Genomic DNA, 16,362 nt, shown 5'->3' with positions numbered 1-16,362 from the left:
CCCCAGTCGCGGGCTACAGTGGCATGGGGCGTGCCGCTGAAATCACCCTAACCACGCGGCCAGGTCGGCCAAAGCGCGGCGGGTGTAAGCCAGCTTGCGCTCCTTCCCCCGCAGCTCCCGGCCACGGGCGTCACGCTCCTCGGGCGGGGGGAACAGGCCGAAGTTCACGTTCATGGGCTGGAAGGTCTCGGCCTCCGCCCCGCCGGTGATATGGCCCAGCAGGGCGCCCAGCGCCGTGGTCAAGGGCGGGGTGGGCAGCGTGTGGCCCAGGCGTTCGGCGGCGGCGAAGCGGCCGGCCATCAGGCCCACCGAGGCGCTTTCCACATAGCCTTCACAGCCCGTGATCTGCCCGGCGAAGCGCAGGCGCGGGGCGGCCTTCAGCCTCAGGGTCGGATCCAGCAGGCGGGGGCTGTTCAGGAAGGTGTTGCGGTGCAGGCCGCCCAGGCGGGCGAACTCCGCGTTTTCCAGGCCGGGGATCATGCGAAACACCCGCGTCTGATCGGCGTACTTCATCTTGGTCTGGAAGCCGACCAGATTGTACAGCGTGCCCAGCGCGTTGTCCTGCCGCAGCTGCACGACCGCATAGGGCCGGCGTTCGTCATGGGGGTTGGTCAGGCCCACCGGCTTCATGGGACCATAGCGCAGGGTGTCCAGGCCCCGCTCCGCCATGACCTCGATGGGCAGGCAGCCCTCGAAATAGGGCGTGTCCTTCTCCCATTCCTTGAACTCGGTCTTGGGCGCCTCGATCAGGGCCTGGATGAAGGCTTCGTACTGCGCCTTGTCCATGGCGCAGTTGATATAGTCCTTGCCCGTGCCGCCGGGGCCGACCTTGTCGTAGCGCGACTGGAACCAGGCCTTGCTGAGGTCGACGCTGTCGAAATGGACGATGGGAGCGATGGCGTCGAAGAAGGACAGCTGCGCCTCTCCCGTCAGGTCCAGCACGGCCTGCGCCAGGGCGGGGGAGGTGAGGGGACCGGTGGCGACGATGACGCTGTCCCACTCCTCGGGCGGCAGGCCCGCCACCTCGTCGCGCACCACGGTCACCAGCGGGTGGGCGGTCAGCGTGGCAGTGACCGTCTGGGCGAAGGCGTCGCGGTCCACGGCCAGCGCGCCGCCGGCCGGCACCTTGTGCTCATCCGCGCAGGCCAGGATGAGGGAGCCGCAGCGCCGCATCTCCTCATGCAGCAGGCCCACCGCGTTGTACTCATGATCGTCGGAGCGGAAGGAGTTGGAGCAGACCAGCTCGGCGAAATGCTCCGTCTGGTGCGCTTCCGTCCCCCGCACCGGCCGCATCTCGTGCAGCACCACGGGCACGCCCGCCTGGACCAGCTGCCAGGCGGCTTCGCTGCCGGCCATGCCGCCGCCGATGACGTGCACAGGGCCGTTGGCGTTCGTGGGGGTGGGGGTGTCGCTCATGACCGAACCTTGCTTTCAACAAAACTGAAACCGCGTGGGGCCAAAGACGCCAGCCGGCGCCGTCCGTCAAGCCCCGGCGACAGGGCGGGGGAACGCGGCTGGAGCCGGGTCGTGGAAAAGAGACTTGCAAATTCCTGACACCTGTAAGAAATTACTGACACATGTTTGACGGGGTTTGCGCTTGTCCATTTCCGGAGACGATCTGCTGACGATGCTGTCGGCGTTGGCCAATCCACACCGGCTGCGGATCATGGCCACGCTGAAGGCGGAGGGCCGCAGCTATGTCAGCCAACTGGCGCGGCAGGTCGGCATCAGCCGCCCCCTGCTGCACCTGCACCTGCAGAAGCTGGAGGAGGCGGGGCTGGTCACCAGCCAGATGGAGCTGTCGCCGGACGGCAAGGCGCTGAACTTTTTCGCGGTGGCGGATTTCGCGGTGGAACTCACGCCGGACCTGCTGGTCCAGGCGGCGGCGACGCTCAGCGCCAAGTCCGAATCATGATTTGAATCCGAAGGGATAAGAGAATGTCGCCCAGTATCTATCTGCTCACCTTGCTGCTGTTCTTCGGCACCTTCGTGCTGATCTTCGGCTTCAAGTACGTATCTGCCGCCGTGACGGCCCGCGCCAAGCTGGAGACCGAGGCCGGCTACCGCGCCCTGGCTGAGCGGGCGATCGCCGCGCAGGCCGAAACCCAGGCCGCCTTGGCGGCGCTGAAGGGCGACATGGCCAAGATGGCCGCCAGCCTGGCGGCGGTGGAGCGCATCCTGCGCGACGTGGAATAAGGCCCGGTCGTCGGGTGTATCAGGAACGGGGGAGGGGAAAATGACGGTATCGATGTTTCGGCTTCATCTGCTGCGCGCGGGCTATCTGTTGATCGCGGTGGCCATGGGCGGGCTGACCTGGCCCGAGATCCTGGACCCGGCAACGAACTGGAGCTTCAACCAGGGCGTGGTGCGTTGCATGTTGGGGGCGTTGACGTTGCTGTGCCTGCTGGGCGTGCGCTATCCGCTGCAGATGCTGCCCCTGCTGATGTTCGAACTGACATGGAAGATGATCTGGCTGGCGCGGGTGGCGCTGCCGGCCTGGATGTCCGGTCCTATCGACGACGGCATGGCGGAAAACATCTTCGCGGTGGGCGTCGGCGCCATTTACTGGTTCATCATCCCCTGGCGCCATGTCGTCGACCGCTATGTGGCCCAGCCCGGCGACCGCTGGGCGTGGCGCTGATGCGGCGGGATGACCGGCGCCGGGTGAGGGGCTTACATCGGGCGCCGGTCGTTCCCATCTGTGGGGTGGCGGGCATTGCGGCGGGCGGCGCCGCCATGCCATAGTGCCGCGCCTTCACGGGCGTCGTTATCGACCTACACCTTATTCAGGACACGGGACCCACCCATGGGCTCTTTTAGCATCTGGCATTGGCTGATCGTTCTTTTCATCGCCCTGCTGCTGTTCGGCAACCGCCTGCCCCGTATGATGGGCGACTTCGGCAAGGGCATTAAGAACTTCAAGGCCGGCCTGAACGAACAGGAAGAAGGCGGCGCCTCCGCGCCCCGCTCGATCGACGGCCATACGGACGCCTCGACGACCTCCGCGCCCAAGGACACCGTTTCCAAGGGCTGAACCGGTTGGGGGCCAGGCGGACGCCGGCCCCGCTGGACGGATCCGTCGCGCCGGAACGGCCGGGGTGCAACCGCGCCCGCATCCGTTGTGGGCCGACGTCGGGGAATTGTCGGGAATAAGGCACGCCGCCCATGTTCGACATCGCATGGTCCGAACTCGCGCTCATCGGTGTGGTGGCGCTGGTCGTCATCGGACCCAAGGACCTGCCGGTGGCGCTCTATACCGCCGGGAAGTGGATGCGCAAGGCGCGCCTGCTGGCCCGTGATTTCCAGTCCCACCTGGATGACATGGTGCGCCAGGCGGAGCTGGAGGACCTGCGCAAGCAGGCCCAGAAGGTGGCGCAGTTCGACCTGACGGCCGAGGTCACCAAGATGGTCGACCCCACGGACAGCGTGCGCCAGGCCCTGGAGATCAATCCCACCGCGTCGCTGACGGCGACCGAGGTCACGCCCGCGCCGACCGCGGCACCTCAAGAGACCCCAGGGGGAGAGGCGCCCGAAGGGACGCTGGAGGCCCAGCCCGGGGCCCAGCCGGCGGACGCCGAGCTGCCGGCCATCGGCTCCCCCGCCATGCCCCTGATCCTGCCGGAATCGACGTCCGAGGCGGCGGCCGAGCCCGTGCCGGTGGCCCCGGCGCCGCATGCCGAACACGCTGGCGCCGACGCGCCCGCCCCCGCCAAATCCTGAGAGGGCCAGCGCCCCCATGGCCGACCCCACCCAAGACGAAATCGACGCCTCGCGCATGCCGCTGCTGGATCATCTGATCGAGCTGCGTAACCGCCTGATCATTTCCCTATCCGCCCTGCTGGTCGCGTTCCTGGTCTGCTACCAGTTCGCCGGCCGCATCTACGGCTGGCTGCTGCTGCCCATGGTGACCGCCCTGGGCGAGCGCGCGGCGGAGCGCAAGCTGATCTTCACCGCCCCCACGGAAGCGTTCTTCACGTATGTGAAGGTGTCCCTGTGGGCGGCGGCGCTGATCGCCTTCCCCATCATCGCCCAGCAGATCTGGAAATTCGTGGCGCCCGGCCTGTATAAGCATGAGCGCAAAGCCTTCCTGCCCTTCCTGCTGGCGACGCCCGTCCTGTTCCTGATGGGAACCGGCATGGTCTATTTCTTCGTCATGCCGACGGCGCTCAAGTTCTTTCTGAGCTTTGAGCAGACGGGCGGTGCCGGCATGCTGCCCATCGTCGCCGAGACGCGGGTGGAGCAGTACCTGTCCTTCGCCATGTCGCTGATTTTCGCCTTCGGCATCGCCTTCCAGATGCCGGTGCTGCTCAGCCTGCTGGTGCGCGTCGGCATCCTCACCGCCGACCAGCTGGCGTCCAAGCGCCGCTACGCCATCGTGCTGATCTTCGTGCTGGCCGCCATCCTGACGCCGCCCGATCCCATCAGCCAGACCACGCTGGCGGCACCCATGATCGTGCTGTACGAGGTGTCGGTGTTCGCCGCGCGGCGTATCGAGCGCAGCCGGGCCCGGGAACTGGCGCGGGCGGAGGCGGAAGAAAAGGCCGCGAACGGCGAGGGCACGCCCACCAACTGAGGCGTCGCCAAATGGCGGGGCAGGCTAGACCCCGACGGGGCTTCCCGCTTATAAGTCGGGGACCATCGTTTAACGTCTTCCAAGAAGCCTGCCATGCATGACCTCCGCGTTCTCCGCGACAATCCCGAAGCCTTCGACGGCGGCCTGGCCCGCCGTGGGTTGCCGCCCCAGTCCGCCGTCGTGCTGGATCTGGACGCCCGTCGCCGCGCCGCGCAAACGGCGCTGCAGGATATGCAGGCCCGCCGGAACGAGGCGTCGAAGCTGATCGGCGCCTACAAGAAGGACGGCAAGGACGCCCAGCCGCTGATGGATGAGGTCGCCAGCCTGAAGGAAGGCATGGTGGAGGCCGAGGCCACCGAGAAGGCGCTGTCGGAAGAGCTGGACCGCCTGCTGTCGACCATCCCCAACCTGCCGGCCGCCGACGTGCCGCAGGGCAAGGACGAGCATGACAATGTGGAGCGCCACCGCGTCGGCACACCGCCGGTGATCGCGAACGCCAAGGAACATTTCGATCTGGGTGAAGCCCTGGGTTTCATGGATTTCAGCGGTGCCGCCAAGCTGTCCGGCGCCCGCTTCACCGTGCTGAAGGGCCCGCTGGCCCGCCTGGAGCGCGCCCTGGGCGACTTCATGCTGGACACCCACACCCGGGAGTTCGGCTACACCGAGGTGTCGCCGCCACTGATGGTGCGGAATGAGGCGGCGTACGGCACGGGCCAGCTGCCCAAGTTCGCCGAGGATCTGTTCCAGACCAACACCGGCCACTGGTTGATTCCCACGGCCGAGGTGCCGCTGACCAACCTGGTGGCCGACAGCATCCTGGATGCCGAGGAGCTGCCGCTGCGCATGACGGCGCGCACGCCTTGCTTTCGCGCCGAGGCGGGGGCCGCCGGCCGTGACACCCGCGGCATGATCCGCCAGCACCAGTTCTACAAGGTCGAGATGGTCAGCGTGACCACGCCGGACCAGTCGGCCGCCGAGCATGAGCGCATGACCGAGGCCGCCGAGACGGTGCTGAAACGCCTGGGCCTGCCCTTCCGCACCGTCACGCTGTGCACGGGCGACATGGGCTTCAGCGCCGCCAAGACCTACGACATCGAGGTCTGGCTGCCGGGCCAGAACATGTACCGTGAGATCAGCAGCTGCTCCAACTGCGGGGATTTCCAGGCCCGCCGCATGAAGGCCCGCTGGCGCAACAAGGGCGACAAGAACACCCAGTTCGTCCACACCCTGAACGGTTCGGGCGTGGCGGTGGGACGCGCCCTGCTGGCGGTGATGGAGAACTATCAGGAGGCTGACGGCTCCATCCGCGTGCCCGAGGTGCTGGTGCCCTATATGAACGGGCTGGAGCGCATCGTCCGTGGCTGATGTCGGCATGATGCGGGCCCCGGGGACGGAAGACCGTCCCCTGCGCATCCTGATCAGCAATGACGACGGCATCCACGCACCCGGCCTGGCGGCGCTGGAGCGCATCGCGCGCCAGCTGACCGATGACGTCTGGGTGGTGGCGCCGGAGGCGGAGCAATCCGCCGCCAGCCATTCGCTGACCATCCACCGCCCACTGCGCATGAAGCGGGTGGCGGACCGGCGCTACACCGTCGACGGCACGCCCACCGACTGCGTGTTGCTGGCGGTGAACCAGTTGATGGCCGACCAGCGGCCGGACGTGGTGCTGTCCGGCGTGAACCACGGCCAGAACCTGGGCGAGGACGTGACCTACTCCGGCACCGTCGCCGCCGCGATGGAGGCGACCCTGCTGGGCGTGCGCGCCTTCGCCTTCAGCCTGCGCCTGCGTGACGGCCGCGACCCCGACTGGGCCACGGCCGAGCGCTGGGGGCCCGAGGTGGTGCGCAAGGGCCTGGCCGTCGAGTGGCCGCGCCATGTCCTGCTGAACGTGAACTTCCCGGCGGTGGATCTGGACAAGGTGGCCGGCATCCATGTGGTGCGCCATGCCAACCGCAAGGCCGGCGACGATTTGTTCGAGCGCATGGATCCCCGGGGCCGTCCGTACATCTGGATCGGCGCCGCACGGGGGTTGAACGAGGTGCCGGAAGACACCGACGTGCACGTGGTGGAAGCGTTGGGCGGCATTTCCGTCACACCCGTCCACCTGGACCTGACGCACTACGAGACCTTGAAGCGGCTGGAGGGGGTGTTCGGGTGAGCAGTGCTGCGCGCAAGATCCGTCTGTTGATGCTGTTGCGCCGCAATGGCGTGAACAGCACGGACGTTTTGCGCGCCATGGAGCTGATCCCGAGAGAGGTGTTCGTGCCTCCGACCTTCCACGACCAGGCCTATGAGGATACGGCGCTGCCCATCGGCCACGGACAGACCATCAGCCAACCCATGGTGGTGGGGCTGATGACCCAGGCCTTGCAGCTGAGCGACCGGCTGAAGGTGCTGGAGATCGGTACCGGGTCCGGCTACCAGGCGGCGGTGCTGGCCAAGATCGCCCGCCGGGTCTACACCATCGAACGCCACCGCCCCCTGCTGGCGGAGGCGGAGGGGCGCTTCCAGGCCCTGCGCCTGCACAACATCACCGCGCGCCACGGTGACGGCATGCGCGGCTGGCCCCAGGCGGCGCCCTTCGAGCGCATCCTGGTGACGGCCGGGGGCGGCATGGATCCGCCGCCCGACCTAATGGACCAGCTTGCGGTGGGGGGCATCATGGTCATACCCTTGGGCGCCGACCGCCGCAGCCTGCATGTCGTGCGCCTGCGCAAGACGGAGACGGGGGTGGAGCGTGAGCAGCTGTGGCCGGTACGGTTCGTACCCCTGCTGCCTGAGGTCGCGGCCGAACCCGGCCGGGGGCGGGCCGCATCGGGGCAGGGGGGATGGAGCAGGGGGACGTGCCCCCGCCGGCCCTAATTCCGCCCGACTTTTCCGACGTAATCCATCAGCGGGCGTGATGCCTTTCCTCGAACGACAAAGCGCGATGGCCTTGAAGACTCTCGACCGGACGACCGGTGCCGCCGCCCTTCCGGCCATGCCCCTCGATACCGCGGGCGGCCTGTCCCGGCTGCTGATGCAGGGGGCCCTGGCGGGTGCCTTGGCATTCGGCCTCTCGGCCTGCGCCAGCCGGTCGGAGCCGCCGGCGCCCGTGGTCACGCCGCCGCCCACGCCGGCCAACGTCATCTTCGTGTCCAAAGGGGAGACGATCTATGACGTGGCCAAGCGGTACAACATCCCGCTGCGCGATCTGATCGACGAGAATCGCCTGCAGCCGCCCTACACGGTCACGGCCGGGCAGCGCCTGATCGTGCCCATGCCGCACACCTACGTCATCAAGCCGGGCGACACCCTGTACGGCATCGCCCGCACCTTCAACGTCGACAGCAGCGAGCTGGCGCGCCTGAACAGCCTGGCGCCGCCCTACCTGCTGCGCGTGGGCCAGACCCTGAACCTGCCGCACGCCGGTCCAGCCCCGGCCTGGACGCCGCCGGGCGGCGCGCCCACGGTGGCGGAGGCCCCCCCGCCGGCGGCCGCGCCGCGGCCGGGCGTCACCAGCGCCGGCCGCGCACCGGTTTCGGTCGCCCCCGCGCCGCAGGTTTCCGCCGCCCCGCCGCCCGTCACGGTGGCCCCCCGCCGTACGGTGGAAAGCCAGGAATTGGCTGCCCCGTCGGCCTCGGCCCAGGCGGCGGCCCCGTTGCCGACGGGCAGCACCGGCGCCGCCATCCCGCCGGGTGCCACGGCCGCGCCCGCCGCGCGCTGGGCCCCGGTGACGCCCGGTTCCTCGTCCGAGCCCACCACCGGCGCGCCGCCCTCGGTCGCCCCCCCCGTTTCGTCGGCGCCCACCACGCGCACCCCCGGCTCCGCCACGCCGCCGGCCGTGGTCGCCTCCGGCCCGTCGGTACCGCCGCCGTCAGCCGTGCCCACGCCGGCGCCCGAGACCCCGGCGCCCGCCCCGAAGGGCGGCGCCCGCTTCCTCTGGCCGGTGACGGGGCAGGTCATCTCCGCCCACGGGGCCAAGCCCGGTGGCCAGTATAACGACGGCATCAACATCGCCGCCCCCACGGGCACGCCGGTGGTGGCGGCCGACGCCGGCGTGGTGAAGTACGCTGGCAACCAGTTGCGCGGCTTCGGCAACCTGGTGCTGATCCAGCACGCCGACGGCATGGTGACGGCCTATGCCCAGCTGGACCAGATCATGGTGGAAGCCAACGCCAAGGTGGCGCGCGGCCAGCGCATCGGCACCGTCGGCGCCACCGGCAACGTCACCAGCCCGCAGCTGCACTTCGAGGTGCGGCAGGGCAATAAGGTCTTGGATCCCATGGATGTTTTGGATCCAGGCAAAGGTGTCCGCTAGCCCGGTCATCCCTGCCTAGCGGGACTCGGGAATAAAGGTGGGGCGGCAAATTCTGCCGCCCTCGCCTTTTCCGGCAGTTTGCAAAAATACGAATGATTCCAGTGGCCTAATTGGCCGGACCAAGTGGCCCGGGGTTTGCGTGGTGGGGGTCGGATCGGCCATGGGGGTCGGTCCCCTGCGCGGAAGTCCCCGCCACCGAGGCCCGGTCCCATGAGTTTGTTCAGCGCGCTGAATTCGGCCGCCAACAGCCTGAATGTCATTCAGGCCGGCATCCAGGTCGTTTCAGACAACATGAACAACGCCAACAGCCCGGATCGTACGAAACATACCGTTTCGCAAACGACCGATCCGTTGAGCGGCGTCACCATCTCGCAGTATTCGCGATCGGTGGATGTGGCCCTGCAGGCTCAGCTTCAGGGGACGACGTCAGAGAACGGGATGCAGCAGGTGCTGTCCCAGTACATGAGCCAGATCGGCGGCATGCTGGGCACCACCAATTCCAGCAATTCCAGCGACAGCGCCACACCCAAGCTGACCCAGGCGTTCCAGGACTTCACCTCCGCCCTGCAGGATCTGTCGGCCTCGCCCGAGAACGCCGTGGCGCAGAACCAGGTGGTGCAGAAGGCCCAGGCCCTGGTTCAGACCATTCACACCCTGTCGGCGGGCGTGGACCAGATGGAAGTCCAGGCCAAGGGCGACATCACCCAGACGGTGAAGTCGATCAACACCGATCTGACCCAGATCGACCAGTTGAACGCCACCATCTCCCAGCTGAAGGCCAGCAACCAGCCCACCGCCGATTTCGAGGACCAGCGCGACGCCACGCTGCGCGACCTGTCCTCCATGATCAACATCCGCACCACGCAGCGCGACGACGGCTCCATCGCCGTCTTCACGCCGACGGGCTCCACGTTGGTGGACGGCACCGCCACCCAGCTCAACTACGACGGCAAGGTGATCTCGGGCGCCGGCGGCGCCGACATCACCGCCGCCATCAGCGGCGGCAAGCTGGGCGGCCTGCTGGACATGGTGGCCGACAGCTCACCCGCTCCGGCCAGCGGCGATGCCACCACCGAAGTCTTCCGCAAGCTGAAGTCGCAGCTGGACGCCGTGGCCGGCGCCCTGACCGGCACGACGCAGGCGGGCCAGCCGACCAGCATCACCGACGCCTACAACAAGGCCAGCCCCACCAACGATGGCGAACTGGCCAGCGGCCTGTTCTCGGGCAGCGACGCCGGCACCCTGGCGGTGAACAAGGACCTGCTGAACGGCACGAAGACCATCAAGCAGTCGGCCGTGAACGCCATGGTCAGCGCCATGACCGCGACCGGCCGCACCATGACGGCCGACGGCCTGACCCTCACCAACGTCAGCTACGGCGGCATGGCCGACCAGGTGTCCAGCAACTGGTCCACCATCCAGTCCAACGTCAACACCCAGGCCACCACCACCTCGTCCTTCATGACCAGCCTGCAGACGCGCTACGCCAGCTCGACGGGCGTCAACATGGATGAGGAGGTCGCGAACCTGCAGGTGCTCCAGCGCAACTATTCGGCCACCGCCCGCGTGATTTCGGTCATCGGGCAGATGTTCGACACCCTGACGCAGGCCGTGACATGACCATCTCCCGTGTAAGCACCTACGGCAGCTACCTGTCGATGCTGAACGGCATCAATGGGAATTCAACCTCGCTGGCCGAGCTGCAGCAGCAGTTCAACACCGGCATCAAGTCGCAGGACCTGTCCGCCTACGGCACCCAGGCCAACCAGCTGCTGGCGTTGAAGGCCCAGTATGCCCAGCGGACCGGCTATTCCAACGCCATCACCGCGGCAACGACCCAGGTGAACGCGACGGAGAAGGCGCTGTCGTCGATGCAGACCGTGGTGGCCAATCTGTTGAGCTCCGCCAACATCCCGGCCGGCGCGGGCAACCCCACCATCTCGCCCGTCACCTCATCCAACAGCGGCAACCTGGGCCTGTCGGTCGACACGACCAAGTCCGTGTTCAACGCCGCCGCCACCTATACCGTCAGCGCCGTTCCGTCCAATTCCGGCAAGATCGGCAGCTATGACGTGACCGTCAGCGACGGCATGGGCGGCGTGTCGACCAAGACGCTGAACCTCAGCACCGTGCCGCCCGATGACGGCCAGCAGACCTTCGAGATGACCGGCGGGCCGGGCGACGGATCCACCGTCGCGCTGGACATCAACCAGCTGAAGGGCACGGGCAGCGCCACCTTCTCGGTCAACTATCCCGACCTGTCCGCGCCCAAGGCGTTGTTGCAGGGCGCACTGACCCAGCTTTCCAGCCTGCTGAACACCAAGGCCGGTGATCGCTACATCTTCGCCGGCAGCCGGTACGACACGCAGCCGGTGGGCGATCTGTCGGCCACCAAGCAGGTCACCAAGATGACCTTCAAGGGTACGCTGGGTGTGGCGGGCGACACGTACGAGATGTATGTGGGCGACAAGCGATACACCTATACCACCACCGGCAGCGAGACCAGCCCGTCCGACATCCTCAACGGCCTGGCGTCGCAGATCAACGGGCCCAACCAGACGGCCATCGCCAATGGCCAGAAGGCCAACCCGCCGGTGGTCGCCTCGGTGTCGGGCAACGTGATGACGCTGACGGGCATGGACGCCGGCTATACCTTCACCGCCCAGTCCAACGTCTACACCCAGCCCGGCTACAACAACACCGAGAGCGGCGCCGCCACGCCGGTCGCGGCCTATACCCCGGCCACGAACGATGGCCAGGACGCCGTCTACGCCCAGTTCATGACCCAGCCGGCCATCGCGGCTGATCCCACCGCTGTGCCGCCGGTCACGGGCCAGCAGCAGATCGACCAGGTAAACCTGAGCGGCGCCAGCGTGGATGTCGGTGACGTGTTCACCATCACCATGGGCAACCGCAACACCATCAACGTGACCAGTGACAGCGCCAACCCGGCCAACGATATCACCTATGACAAGGTGGACGGGCCCACCACCTACAGCTACGTGATGACGGCGGCCGACATCGCGGCGGCCAAGGCCGACCCCAACGGCCCCATGAACTACGTGGCCAATAAGCTGGCCGGCGTGATCAACACCGACCCGCAGCGCTCGGCCGATGCGGTGGTCACGGCCAACCCGCCGCTGGGCGCGCAACTGACGCTGACCGGCACCGGGACGCAGCGCTTCGCCACCACGGCGACGGTGCAGAACAACACCAACCAGAACAGCTTCACCACCAACACGCTGGATCCCTTCCAGGATCCCAATTCATTCAGCACCACCATCACCACCCCGCCCAGCCTGGCGGTCTACGACACGCAGTATGCCAGCGGCGCTCGAAACACGGCGGCCTTCGACAGCAGCACGCTGAATGTGGACGACAACACGACCGCGACCTACGGCGTCAGTTCCAACGATCCCGCCATCCAGAACCTGATCATCGGCATCAAGCAGATGCTGTCGGCGGTCAGCAACCCCGGCAACTACACGGCGTTGATGAGCACCGCGCGCTCCACCCTCGTGCAGGCCCAGGGGCAGATCCGCCAGCTGGACGCTAGCGCAGTGAACGCGCAGAGCGTCCTGGGCACGGCGGCCACCAACCATAAGGACGCCCTGGCCGACATCGAAAACCAGATCGGCAACATCCAGAACGTCGATCCCACGACTGTGGCCGCACAATTGCAAGCGGCCCTGAACCAACAGCAGGGCGCCTACACGGTGGCCGGCAAAATCGCTTCCCTTTCCCTTGTCAACTTCCTGAGCTGAGGAGACCTTGCCATGAACGCCTACACGCCTGCAGAAGCCTTCGCTGTCGCCACCGTCGCCGCCGCTCCGGTGAACGACGAGGCCCAGCGCGCCCGCCTGTTCGACCAGTTCAACGCCTATTGGGTGAACGCCGCCAGTGAGGGCGTGCCCTATGACACCATCGGCACCATGTCCGTGATGGCCTCCATCTACGGCATCCTGGCCAAGTACGGTAAGACCACCACCGCTGAATACCTGGAAATCCTGGCCGAGAGCGTGCGCTCCGGCGAGTTCTCGGTGAAGCAGGGCGCCTGATCCGACAGACGTTCTCCGACGCGTCAGGGTCCAAAAGGGACCCGCAGGAACGGACCAGGAAAAGGCCGGGCCGGTCTCCCCAAAAGGGGGAAGACCAGCCCGGCCTTCCTTGCTTTTGAGCCCCGGTTCATTGGCCCGGATTTGAAGCGGATGGACCGGGAAGAAACGGCCGGGTCACGGCGGCAGGTAGGAAAAAACGCCCTGGTACCCCGCCGGCGCGGCACATCCTGCCAGGCGGCTGAGGAGTGCGCGTGACAGCGGCGGCGGGTCTGGTCATCTTAGAATTCCAATTGATAACAATAGTTTAGGGTGGGCGGCCTGGAAGATCGCGGTTCCCTTCCGGGAAAACAAGGGATGCCAGCCCAATCTTCGCAATCTGGCATCCATCTTGCTTTCCTCAGAACGCAGATACGCAACCGCTCTTCCTGGGAGCCAGCACCATGAGCATTTTCGGCTCGATGTCCGTCGGCATTTCCGGTTTGCAGGCGCAGTCCACCGCGCTCAGCAACATCTCCGACAACATCGCGAACGCCCAGACGACGGGCTTCAAGCGCATCGACACATCGTTCGAATCCCTGGTCATCTCGGCCAGCAACACGCAGTACCAGGCGGGCGGCGTTCAGGCCTCGCCCAACTACGTCAACAGCGTGTCGGGCACCATCTCGACCTCGGATACGCCCACCAATATCGCCATCCGCGGCAACGGCTTCTTCAGCGTCAGCAAGCTGACGACGGTGAACGGCACGACCACGGCGTCGACCGAGCGCTACTACACCCGTGACGGCAGCTTCTCGCTGAACTCCAGCCGCACGCTGGTCAACAATTCCGGTTTCGCCCTGAACGGCTTCGCCTACGACAGCACCACAGGCCTGTTCGCCACCTCCGCCACGCCGGTGCAGGTGACGTCGGACATCGACAGCCCGGTGCCGACCAAGGAAATCGACCTGAAGGCGAACCTGCCGACCGACCCGTCGGGCGGAATCACCCCCACCCAGATCCAGGTCTTCGACAGCGCCGGCACCGCCCACAACCTGAACCTGTCCTGGCGCCAGGGCAACACCGACGGCACTTGGCAGTTGGGCGTCACCGCCGATGGCAGCCAGGGGTCGCAGCCCATCCAATCGCTGCTGAACACCGGTTTTCCCGCCGCCATCACGGAAAGCAGCCTGCTGACCGGCAAGAACGACCGCGCCCAGGTTGACGACGTGACCTTCGCCACGGCGGCGGTGGCGCCGGCCTTCGGCTTCAACGTTGGCGACAGCTATTCGGTCGTGGTCAACGGCACGACCTACAGCCAGAGCATCACCACGGCCAACGCCGCGCAGTTCAGCGGCATGAAGGATATCGCCCAGGCCCTGGCCGACAAGATCAACGGCGCCGACACCTCTTCCGGTGTGCTGGCCACGGTGACGTCGACGGGCGCCCTGCGCCTGACGGCCAAGACGGCCGGCACGCCGTTCACCCTGGACCAGAGCGTGAACGCCGGCGCCATCACCACCCACACCTCGACCGATACCCTGGTGCAAAGCGCCACGGCGACGACGCCAGAAATCCACACATCGACCTTCGTCGGCAACACCATCAACATCGACGACGTCTACAGCATGAACGTCAACGGCACGACCTATTCGGTCACCGTGACACCGCAAAACCTCGGTTCCCTGGCGAACATCAACGGTGTCGTGCAGAAACTGGCGTCGCTCATCAATGTCGACACCCCCACCACGGGTCTCACCGCCACCCCGTCCAACGGCACTGTCAGTGTGAAGGGTGGCAACGGCGTCACCTTCACCCAGACGTCGTCCGCCGTGGACTCGCCCGGCTTGACCAACACGGCGACGCAGTCGACGTACGTCGGCAACACCACCGGGTCGAAGGAGGTGGAGAAGATCAGCATCACCGGTCAGCCGGGGGACGTGGGCACCAGCTACAGCTTCACCGTCCAGTCGCCGCAGGCCAAGTCGGTGCTGCCGGTGGAACAGCTGAACGCGGGCGCGCCCACCACCTACACCTACGACTTCGCCACGCCCTATGGTGCCACCACGGTGCCGCAGGTTGGCCAGCTGTACAGCGTCACGCTGGGGTCCTCGACCTACAACATCCAGATGACCAATTCCAACATCGCCAACTATCCGGATGTGCAGTCGGTGATCACCGACCTGGCGTCCAGGGTCACGGCCGACACCAACTCGCCCTTCACGGTGCAGTCGTCGGCGGGCGGCGTCCTGGTGTTGCAGACCAAGGTCAACGACGCCACGCTGCCCTTCGTCCAGAACCTTCCGCCCAGCTTCTCCCAGGCCATCACCTATACCACCGATGGCACCGAGACCAGCCTGGCCGACATCAGCGGTAAGATCGCGGCCAAGATCAACGCCATCTCCGGCATCCCGGTGCAGGCGACCTCGTCCGGCGGCACCATCACCCTGACCGGCAACACCGACGCCGCCGCCTTCTACACCAGCATCCCGGGCGGCTCCAGCGCCGCCACCCCGGGCGTGGTGGTTGGTAAGACGCCGGGTCACATCAACCTGACCTTCGGTGGCACCCTGTCCGACGGCACGACCGCCCAGGCCGGTACGTTGAGCCACATGGACACGTCGTCCATCGGCACCGGTAACGCCACCGTCAGCGCCGACCAGAGCGCCAACGCCGCGGCCCAGGTGGGTTTCGATTTCGACTTCGGTTACGGCCTTCAGCACATTGTGCTGAACCTGGGCAACTTCGGCGAGTCCTCCGGCCTGACCCAGTTCGACGGCACCAACATCAACGTCACCTCCAAGGTCCAAGACGGCAGCCCGGCCGGTACCTTCAAGGATGTGCAGATCAATGCCGATGGCACGGTGCTGGCCAACTACGACAACGGCCGCCAGCGCACCATCGCCAAGGTTCCGATCGTGCTGTTCAACAACCCTGACGCCCTGTCGCGCTCCACCGGCAACGTCTTCACCGAGACGGTGGACAGCGGCAAGGCCCGCTTCAACGACACGGGCGTGAATGGTGCCGGCGATATCGCCTCCAGCAGCCTGGAAGGCTCCAACGTCGACATCGCGTCGGAATTCACCCAGCTGATCGTGGCGCAGCGGTCCTACACCGCCAATACCAAGGTCATCACCACCGCCGACGACCTGCTGCAGGACACCATCAACCTGAAGCGGTAAGGCCTTAGCCGCCTGATGGCAGGGCGTGGCGGATTGCCGCTGCCCCAGGCCTAAGGGGTTGGATTATCAAGCATATGGCGACAAGCCGTCCGTATCCCGCATGGGACGCGGACGGCTTTGCCTTGCGCGGGAATATGCTTGGTGCTGAAATGGTTGCATTATTAAGATCAATGCGGCCGTATCGGCATGTCCGCCCTTGGTGGCATTTCCGCCTCGCCCGTTTGGGCGCGCGCCCTGACGGGTTCAGCCCCTGCCGTCGCCGCGGCAGGG

The 16,362-nt window shown here is 66.7% G+C and carries 14 protein-coding genes and 1 pseudogene; 14 read left to right on the top strand and 1 reads right to left on the bottom strand.

The genetic code is table 11. From position 1 onward, the window contains the following. Window positions 1-42: 42 nt before the first annotated feature. Window positions 43-1,416 carry a methylenetetrahydrofolate--tRNA-(uracil(54)-C(5))-methyltransferase (FADH(2)-oxidizing) TrmFO gene (gene trmFO / locus UAJ10_RS25940; RefSeq protein ID WP_322918214.1) on the bottom strand — a complete coding sequence of 458 codons (1,374 nt, stop codon included), beginning with the start codon at window positions 1,414-1,416 and terminating at the stop codon, window positions 43-45. Window positions 1,417-1,597: 181 nt separating this feature from the next. Here trmFO and UAJ10_RS25935 point away from each other — a divergent pair, with 181 nt between their 5' ends. The 14 genes and pseudogenes from UAJ10_RS25935 to UAJ10_RS25870 all read left to right on the top strand — a co-directional run bounded on the left by UAJ10_RS25935 (window position 1,598) and on the right by UAJ10_RS25870 (window position 16,092). Continuing rightward, entirely contained in the window at window positions 1,598-1,915 is a 318-nt protein-coding gene (locus UAJ10_RS25935) for an ArsR/SmtB family transcription factor (RefSeq protein WP_322918211.1), read from the top strand. A 23-nt stretch (window positions 1,916-1,938) separates the two neighbouring features. Beyond that, window positions 1,939-2,196, top strand: a complete 258-nt coding sequence (locus UAJ10_RS25930; RefSeq protein WP_145748510.1) for a hypothetical protein — start codon at window positions 1,939-1,941, stop codon at window positions 2,194-2,196. A 52-nt stretch (window positions 2,197-2,248) separates the two neighbouring features. Continuing rightward, complete coding sequence (locus UAJ10_RS25925; protein ID WP_322918209.1) at window positions 2,249-2,641, top strand: hypothetical protein; 393 nt, start codon at window positions 2,249-2,251, stop codon at window positions 2,639-2,641. A 165-nt stretch (window positions 2,642-2,806) separates the two neighbouring features. Continuing rightward, the gene (locus tag UAJ10_RS25920; RefSeq protein WP_088873272.1) at window positions 2,807-3,034 is read left to right on the top strand and encodes a Sec-independent protein translocase subunit TatA; all 228 of its coding nucleotides are present in this window, start codon (window positions 2,807-2,809) and stop codon (window positions 3,032-3,034) included. Window positions 3,035-3,165: 131 nt separating this feature from the next. Further along, window positions 3,166-3,345 (top strand): annotated as a pseudogene (tatB, locus tag UAJ10_RS29970) (Sec-independent protein translocase protein TatB); the annotation flags it as partial. Window positions 3,346-3,736: 391 nt separating this feature from the next. Beyond that, window positions 3,737-4,573, top strand: a complete 837-nt coding sequence (gene tatC / locus UAJ10_RS25910; RefSeq protein WP_322918205.1) for a twin-arginine translocase subunit TatC — start codon at window positions 3,737-3,739, stop codon at window positions 4,571-4,573. Between the two features lie 93 nt (window positions 4,574-4,666). After that, window positions 4,667-5,938 (top strand): serine--tRNA ligase, encoded by a 1,272-nt coding sequence (gene serS, locus UAJ10_RS25905; RefSeq protein WP_322918203.1) that lies wholly within the window; start codon window positions 4,667-4,669, stop codon window positions 5,936-5,938. Between the two features lie 10 nt (window positions 5,939-5,948). Next, window positions 5,949-6,734, top strand: coding sequence for a 5'/3'-nucleotidase SurE (surE, locus tag UAJ10_RS25900; RefSeq protein WP_322919056.1), 786 nt, complete (start codon window positions 5,949-5,951; stop codon window positions 6,732-6,734). After that, the gene (locus tag UAJ10_RS25895) at window positions 6,731-7,438 is read left to right on the top strand and encodes a protein-L-isoaspartate(D-aspartate) O-methyltransferase (protein ID WP_322918202.1); all 708 of its coding nucleotides are present in this window, start codon (window positions 6,731-6,733) and stop codon (window positions 7,436-7,438) included. Before surE ends, UAJ10_RS25895 begins: the two co-directional genes overlap by 4 nt. 67 nt (window positions 7,439-7,505) lie before the next feature. After that, window positions 7,506-8,876 carry a LysM peptidoglycan-binding domain-containing M23 family metallopeptidase gene (locus UAJ10_RS25890; RefSeq protein WP_322918201.1) on the top strand — a complete coding sequence of 457 codons (1,371 nt, stop codon included), beginning with the start codon at window positions 7,506-7,508 and terminating at the stop codon, window positions 8,874-8,876. A gap of 210 nt (window positions 8,877-9,086) precedes the next feature. Further along, window positions 9,087-10,496, top strand: coding sequence for a flagellar hook-associated protein FlgK (flgK, locus tag UAJ10_RS25885; protein WP_322918200.1), 1,410 nt, complete (start codon window positions 9,087-9,089; stop codon window positions 10,494-10,496). After that, complete coding sequence (locus UAJ10_RS25880) at window positions 10,493-12,640, top strand: hypothetical protein (RefSeq protein ID WP_322918199.1); 2,148 nt, start codon at window positions 10,493-10,495, stop codon at window positions 12,638-12,640. The genes flgK and UAJ10_RS25880 overlap by 4 nt, the downstream gene beginning before the upstream one ends. A gap of 12 nt (window positions 12,641-12,652) precedes the next feature. Further along, on the top strand, window positions 12,653-12,934 hold the full coding sequence (locus UAJ10_RS25875; protein WP_088873280.1) for a hypothetical protein: 282 nt from the start codon (window positions 12,653-12,655) through the stop codon (window positions 12,932-12,934). A gap of 440 nt (window positions 12,935-13,374) precedes the next feature. Next, entirely contained in the window at window positions 13,375-16,092 is a 2,718-nt protein-coding gene (locus UAJ10_RS25870; RefSeq protein ID WP_322918197.1) for a flagellar hook-basal body complex protein, read from the top strand. Window positions 16,093-16,362: the final 270 nt, after the last annotated feature.

Source organism: Nitrospirillum guaranorum, from assembly GCF_034653275.1.
Lineage (GTDB): Bacteria > Pseudomonadota > Alphaproteobacteria > Azospirillales > Azospirillaceae > Nitrospirillum.
The sequence above is the reverse complement of the archived record's forward strand: the minus strand, read 5'-3'. Positions and strand labels throughout refer to the sequence as shown.

Excerpts from the sequence above, each read along its gene's own strand:
- trmFO (WP_322918214.1), bottom strand. The coding sequence starts at position 1,416 with ATGAGCGACACCCCCACCCCCACGAACGCCAACGGCCCTGTGCACGTC.
- UAJ10_RS25930 (WP_145748510.1), top strand. The coding sequence starts at position 1,939 with ATGTCGCCCAGTATCTATCTGCTCACCTTGCTGCTGTTCTTCGGCACC.
- UAJ10_RS25925 (WP_322918209.1), top strand. The coding sequence starts at position 2,249 with ATGTTTCGGCTTCATCTGCTGCGCGCGGGCTATCTGTTGATCGCGGTG.
- UAJ10_RS25920 (WP_088873272.1), top strand. The coding sequence starts at position 2,807 with ATGGGCTCTTTTAGCATCTGGCATTGGCTGATCGTTCTTTTCATCGCC.
- tatC (WP_322918205.1), top strand. The coding sequence starts at position 3,737 with ATGGCCGACCCCACCCAAGACGAAATCGACGCCTCGCGCATGCCGCTG.
- serS (WP_322918203.1), top strand. The coding sequence starts at position 4,667 with ATGCATGACCTCCGCGTTCTCCGCGACAATCCCGAAGCCTTCGACGGC.
- surE (WP_322919056.1), top strand. The coding sequence starts at position 5,949 with ATGCGGGCCCCGGGGACGGAAGACCGTCCCCTGCGCATCCTGATCAGC.
- UAJ10_RS25890 (WP_322918201.1), top strand. The coding sequence starts at position 7,506 with ATGGCCTTGAAGACTCTCGACCGGACGACCGGTGCCGCCGCCCTTCCG.
- flgK (WP_322918200.1), top strand. The coding sequence starts at position 9,087 with ATGAGTTTGTTCAGCGCGCTGAATTCGGCCGCCAACAGCCTGAATGTC.
- UAJ10_RS25880 (WP_322918199.1), top strand. The coding sequence starts at position 10,493 with ATGACCATCTCCCGTGTAAGCACCTACGGCAGCTACCTGTCGATGCTG.
- UAJ10_RS25875 (WP_088873280.1), top strand. The coding sequence starts at position 12,653 with ATGAACGCCTACACGCCTGCAGAAGCCTTCGCTGTCGCCACCGTCGCC.
- UAJ10_RS25870 (WP_322918197.1), top strand. The coding sequence starts at position 13,375 with ATGAGCATTTTCGGCTCGATGTCCGTCGGCATTTCCGGTTTGCAGGCG.